This is a genomic window from Chryseobacterium antibioticum (genome assembly GCF_012927325.1).
In the GTDB taxonomy this organism is placed as follows: Bacteria; Bacteroidota; Bacteroidia; order Flavobacteriales; family Weeksellaceae; genus Chryseobacterium; species Chryseobacterium antibioticum.
In genome coordinates, this window is record NZ_JABBGI010000062.1 from 1 (window position 1) to 5,527 (window position 5,527).

Here is a 5,527-nt window from a genome sequence, read left to right on the forward strand (position 1 = left end):
TTAATTCCTATAAGACCTCAGAGATCAAACAAAAGAAATATAGGTAAATATAGAGCAAGAGCTAAACCCATAGTCTCTAAAAATCAAAAGGATAGCTTGTGATATTTTACTAACTTAATGACATTGACCTTTAGGCCATGTGGGAGGCATTGTTCCTTTCACGCTGGCATCCAATGCAAAATTCAATACCCTTAGAAGCGGCGGCCTTTTGAATCAATGGGCTATACTGAGTTCAAAACAACAGGGAAATAATCTGCCGGAGGCTAATTCACTCTATTCTTCACAGTTAAAACCTGATCTTGGTGGTATGCAGCTGATTGGAATTACAGATTTCAATCAGGAGAAAGCAGCTGGTAAATCAGCGACGGAAAGCAGTTTATCTACATTAAAAGATGGTGTTTATCTTTTAAAAGTACAGGAAAATAATGATCAGAAATTGATTCCTTACGTTAAGAGCACCCCTATAGAAGTTCCTGAAAATGAGATCATACAGTCTGAAATCAATGGTATTTTAAAACTAAAACTCCCTCAGGAAGAACTGATCGCTGTTAATATTTTTGATGCCAGTAAAAATTTACTGAAAACAGTATCTCAGGAACAGTATACCGCAAACGGAGGAATTGACACAAAAGATATTGACAATCAAAACAATACCTTTGAAATCGTTACTCAATATTACAATCTGCAGTTCAAAAAAGTACAGACAGACCGCTTATTAGCCAATAAAGCCGACATATTGACGAAAAACCGCCAGATCATTGCGAGAGCAGATCAAGGTATTAAAAACATTAGCATCTACAGCATTTCAGGAGCATTGATTCTTCAGCAGGAGGTCAATAAGCCGGAATTTGAATCTAAAAGCTTAGAATCAGGAATTTATATCGTTCAGATGATTGGTACTGACGGAAAAACAGTCAACAAAAAAGTAAAACTATAATACGATAACACTAGTATATTCTTCATTTCAAATTGAGTGCACGCCAGCAATGGGGTGCATTTTTAATTGGAATAAGATTGAATATTTTCGATAAAGTGAAGATCAGGATTCAAAATCTCCAGGATAAGGTTTTTCACAGACATCATGGCATCGTCAATACTTCCTTTATCAAACTGCAGGGAAACCACTCCCTTTTTCGCTTCTGCAAAACTCCAGATTCCGGTTTCGATAGGAAGTCCCCAGAATTCAGGAAGATTCTGTACCACATAATGATAAATGCAAAGCTGAAGAGCTTGTTTTCTCTCGCTGTTATGGAAATAATCCGCTACATTGTTCTCATCTATCTTTACCGTTAGATTTTTAATTTTTGCAGTTTTATAATCGATGATTCTTAAAGTCCCGTTCAGACGGTCTATCCTGTCAATAAATCCTAAAAACGAAATTTTGTTATTTCTATCAAGATAAAAATCTACATTTTCAAATCTCTTTTCAATGTCTAAAATCTCAAGCGTATTACCATTTCTCACCAGTTCAAGATCATGGTTCAGAACATTTTCAATCACTTTTTTAGCAATAGCTCTGTGGATGTAATTCATCCCTTTTTCATAGAACTCAGGTTGATGCTTCAGCTTTTCAATAGCGACATTGATATATTTATCTATATCTTTAATTGAATTCTGTAAATCCTTTTCTTTTAAAACTTTACCTTTAAGTATTTCATATACTTCTTGAAGTGAATAGTGAACCAGATTTCCATAATTCTTGACAGACAGTTCTTCTTCTATTTCGTCCGTCTCGGAGGTCTTTAATATCTTGGAAAGGTAAAAATCTATCGGATTATAGAGGTAGCTCGTAAGGTGTGAAGCAGACACTTTCTCTTTCCATTTCTGAAGTCTTTCCAGTACAATTTCGGTCTTCGGAATTTCTATCGGTTTTGAGGCAATAGGCTCAGACGAATTTTCTATAATAAGATGCTCTATCGGATGAGAGCTCTCCATTTCGATCTGGGTAATGAACCTGCTCTTTTCTCCGGTATTCACTCCTGAGCTAAGTGCGTTATACAACAGATGGACATTTTGAGAATCCTGAATCAGTCTGTAAAAGTGGTAGGCGTAAATACTGTCATTTTCCAAAAACGTGTGAAGATCAAAATACCTTCTGATATCAAACGGAATATAGGTATTCTGTGAATTCCCCAAAGGAAGCTTCCCTTCGTTCACCGAAAGCATGATCACATTTTCAAAATTCAAAAGACGGGTTTCCAGCAATCCCATGATCTGCAGTCCGCGGAGCGGCTCTCCCTGAAAATCTATACTTTCTGAATTCACGTGCTGGTTGATCAGGATCTCCAGCGTTTCCATCTTAATGTCAAAATCATAGGGACTGAGCTGATTTTTAATGATCCTGAACGCACTCTCAAAGTGGGAAACGTTTTCATACTGGATATCGTCTATTTCAAGCCACTTAATATCACGGCAGAAGGCAATAAGCATATCCAGATACACCCCCGTATGGTCTGCTTTTTTAAGAAGATTATAATAGGAAAGGCCACTCAGAAGTTCTTCTAAAAGCTTTCTTGATATATAAACAATATTCCTCTCCTCTATTTTTGTCCTGAAATTACTGATAATCAACTCGTCTTCAGCTGATTTCGGAAGCTCCTCAAGGATTGGGAAAATATCTCTGTAGTAATAGGAAGATTTGTTTTTCTCAAGCTGTTTCTGAAGGTAGAAAAGCTGTTTTATAGCATTGGAAAAAGAAAGATTCTTCAGGGGGAAACCCATGGTAATATTAAGGTTATCAACCCCGTACATTACATCTAAACTCGCAGGAAGAAGGTTTTCATCCAGCAATACTACTGCTGTATTGGAATAGGTTTTATTTTCAATTTCCTTGAAAATTTCGGGCAATACTTTGGTCTGCGTTACATTTCCGGAAACTTCATAGACTTTTATATTTTTAGGCTGGTTAAAATCGTCTTCTATCCACTGAAAAGCTCTTTTATCATCAAATTCTTTCCATGTTTTGTGATTTCTGAGGAATTTTCCGGCCTCCTGTCTTTCATCATCAAAATAATAACGGTCTGCCTGAAAGAAACACTGTGCTTTATTCCACTGTAATAAGCTTCTTACCAGCTTCTCTTCCACCGGTGTAAAGGCATTAAAGCCACAAAAAACAAAATGTTCGGAAGTATTTTTAGCAAAATCTACAATCTTCGCTTTGGCCGTTTCGTGGATCATTCCGGAAGTCGCCCAGTTCTTTTCCTGCAGTTTTTTCTTTAAAACAGGAAGAAAAATATTCATATTCTGCCAGAAATTCAGGAATTTTTTACGGGGAACATCGTCATCGTCTCCCAAATCCTGAGCCCATTCTTTAATACGCTCCTCATCAAACATATATTGTAATACCGCTTCATCGCTCTCTGAGAACTTGAGAATATCGTCCCAATCCTTCTGAAGGGTCGGAAACCATTTTAAAAAGTCCGCAAAATCATCCTTCGGGATAAGACCAAGGCTGCGGTAGACATCAAAGGCAAAAAGCCACAATGAGATCCCCTGAACCGGCTGTTTATCCGCGATCCTGTCAATCAGTTCTTCTACGGTAAAAAAATTGGGCAGAAATCCTGAATAATTGTTTTCTTCCAGGATTTGCCGGATGAATACGATGGGACGTTTTCCGGGCAGCACGATATTGAACTCCGAAAGGTCTGGGTTTTGAGCCAGCAGTTCGTGAATGATCTTATTGAGAAATTTCAAGAGGCTTTGTAACTTTTTAAATTGTCCAGTTCTTCAGCAATAATGGCATTGTATTCTGCCTGCTTTTCTTTGTTCATTCCATGTTGTGTTACCCTGTCATAAGACATCTGGAAATTTTTGTAATCGTTTGATATTTTGCTGTAAACTGCGTTAAAATTTTTATCGTAATCACCGGAAGTTTTGATCTGCTCTCCTATTTCTTTCCTAAATTTTCTGACGAACAATTCCGCAATGTCAAAATGCTTCTGTTCGTGCAGCAGGATATAATCATTTATTTTTTTGACATCTTTCCAGGATCTGTCTTCATTAAAAATAGCAGTGACCTCAATTTTTACCAGAGATTTCGGATCGGTAGATTTCACTACAGAATATTCCCAGCCGCAGTGAGTGTAAGCAACTACATTAAGCATATTTTCTCTGTTTATGGGACTTTTAAAGTTGTCCCAAATCAGCTTCCGATCTTCCTGCCATATAATTTTCTGCCCAAAAAGAGCATGGGTAAAAAGAAAAAAGCAAAGTGAAATCCATTTCATTGTTTATTATTCAACTACAATTGTTTTGGTGATCCAGCTGCTGCCGCCATTCCAGAATTTAAAGGTATACGTTCCTGCCTGACGCGGGCTGAAATTGATCTGATTGGCTCCCACATAGGTTCCCTGTGTACAAGGCCCATCTGTTGTATATTTATAAGCGGTAACAGATCTCTCCACGTCGCTGTCATGAATATAATCATATCCGTAAAAACCCTCACATTGGGACGAATAAGTGGAATATGTCTTAATGCTCTGTATTGAATATACATCCATAGTATCCTGCATGATTTTGACACTGTCTATCTTTATTTTTTCTACAGATTGTACAGTCTGGTAATCATCGTCTTCACAGGAAATAAAAACCATTCCCGACAATAATATAGAAAATCCAATATTTAAAAGTTTTTTCATAACCCCTAATTTACCGATTATTAACAAAAATTCGGTAAAAATGATCCTAAATTTACATAAAATTAAGAATTAAAATTACCTTTCGATACATAAATCACTTTTTTAGTATCAAAAAACTCTTCATCAAAATAGTGTTTAAGGTTGAAGATTTCACATTTAATTCCGGCAAGTTCTTCTGCAAGATCACCGCCCTTTAAATATAAAACTCCGTTATGTTTGGGATTAAACTGTTCTTTTTCAAATTTTCCTTTCAGCCATCTCAGGAATTCCGGCATCTGCGTTACTGCACGGCTTACCACAAAATGGAACTTTTCTTTGACCTTTTCTGCTCTTCCGTGAATTGCAGTTAAATTCGTCAGTCCGATTCCTTCTGCGACTGCGTTGACTACAGTGATCTTCTTTCCAATTGAATCCACCAAAGTAAATTGGCTTTCCTGAAAAAGAATTGCCAGGGGAATTCCGGGGAAACCTCCTCCGGTTCCAATGTCCAGAACTTTTGTACCCGGTGCAAATTCCATTGTCTTCGCAATTCCCAAAGAATGCAGAACGTGCTTTTCATACAGCGATTCCATATCTTTTCTTGAGATTACATTGATTTTTTCATTCCATTCATTGTACAGTTTCTCCAATTGGGTAAACTGCTCGATCTGCTTCTCTGTAAGATCCGGAAAGTATTTTAATAGTAACGATATTGCCATATGAATTATTATAATCTGCAAAAATAAGTTTTTATTGGCTTTGTTCAAACTTTCAGGTCCTGATATCCAGGGCAAACGCATGATAGAAGTCACATAAGATAGTATATAATTGTTTGATAATAAATAATTTATCATTAGTTTGTTGAGATAAAATATTGTATATTCATCTGATAATCAATAAATTAAGTCATT

Annotated in this window: 5 protein-coding genes; 1 reads left to right on the top strand and 4 read right to left on the bottom strand. The window is 36.7% G+C overall.

Annotated elements, in window-relative coordinates; genetic code table 11:
• The first annotated feature begins 139 nt into the window (after positions 1-139).
• Entirely contained in the window at positions 140-937 is a 798-nt protein-coding gene (locus tag HHL23_RS22180; RefSeq protein ID WP_317174738.1) for a T9SS type A sorting domain-containing protein, read from the top strand.
• Positions 938-999: 62 nt separating this feature from the next.
• Here HHL23_RS22180 and HHL23_RS22185 read toward each other — a convergent pair whose 3' ends face one another.
• The 4 genes from HHL23_RS22185 to rsmG form a co-directional block, all read right to left on the bottom strand.
• Positions 1,000-3,693 (bottom strand): PD-(D/E)XK nuclease family protein, encoded by a 2,694-nt coding sequence (locus HHL23_RS22185; RefSeq protein WP_169236913.1) that lies wholly within the window; start codon positions 3,691-3,693, stop codon positions 1,000-1,002.
• Entirely contained in the window at positions 3,690-4,226 is a 537-nt protein-coding gene (locus tag HHL23_RS22190; protein ID WP_169236914.1) for a DUF922 domain-containing protein, read from the bottom strand. The genes HHL23_RS22185 and HHL23_RS22190 overlap by 4 nt, the downstream gene beginning before the upstream one ends.
• Before the next feature lie 6 nt (positions 4,227-4,232).
• Positions 4,233-4,637, bottom strand: a complete 405-nt coding sequence (locus tag HHL23_RS22195) for a hypothetical protein (RefSeq protein ID WP_169236915.1) — start codon at positions 4,635-4,637, stop codon at positions 4,233-4,235.
• Positions 4,638-4,699: 62 nt separating this feature from the next.
• Positions 4,700-5,335 (bottom strand): 16S rRNA (guanine(527)-N(7))-methyltransferase RsmG, encoded by a 636-nt coding sequence (gene rsmG, locus HHL23_RS22200; RefSeq protein ID WP_169236916.1) that lies wholly within the window; start codon positions 5,333-5,335, stop codon positions 4,700-4,702.
• Between the last annotated feature and the right edge of the window lie 192 nt (positions 5,336-5,527).

Excerpts from the sequence above, each read along its gene's own strand:
- HHL23_RS22190 (WP_169236914.1), bottom strand. The coding sequence starts at position 4,226 with ATGAAATGGATTTCACTTTGCTTTTTTCTTTTTACCCATGCTCTTTTT.
- HHL23_RS22195 (WP_169236915.1), bottom strand. The coding sequence starts at position 4,637 with ATGAAAAAACTTTTAAATATTGGATTTTCTATATTATTGTCGGGAATG.
- rsmG (WP_169236916.1), bottom strand. The coding sequence starts at position 5,335 with ATGGCAATATCGTTACTATTAAAATACTTTCCGGATCTTACAGAGAAG.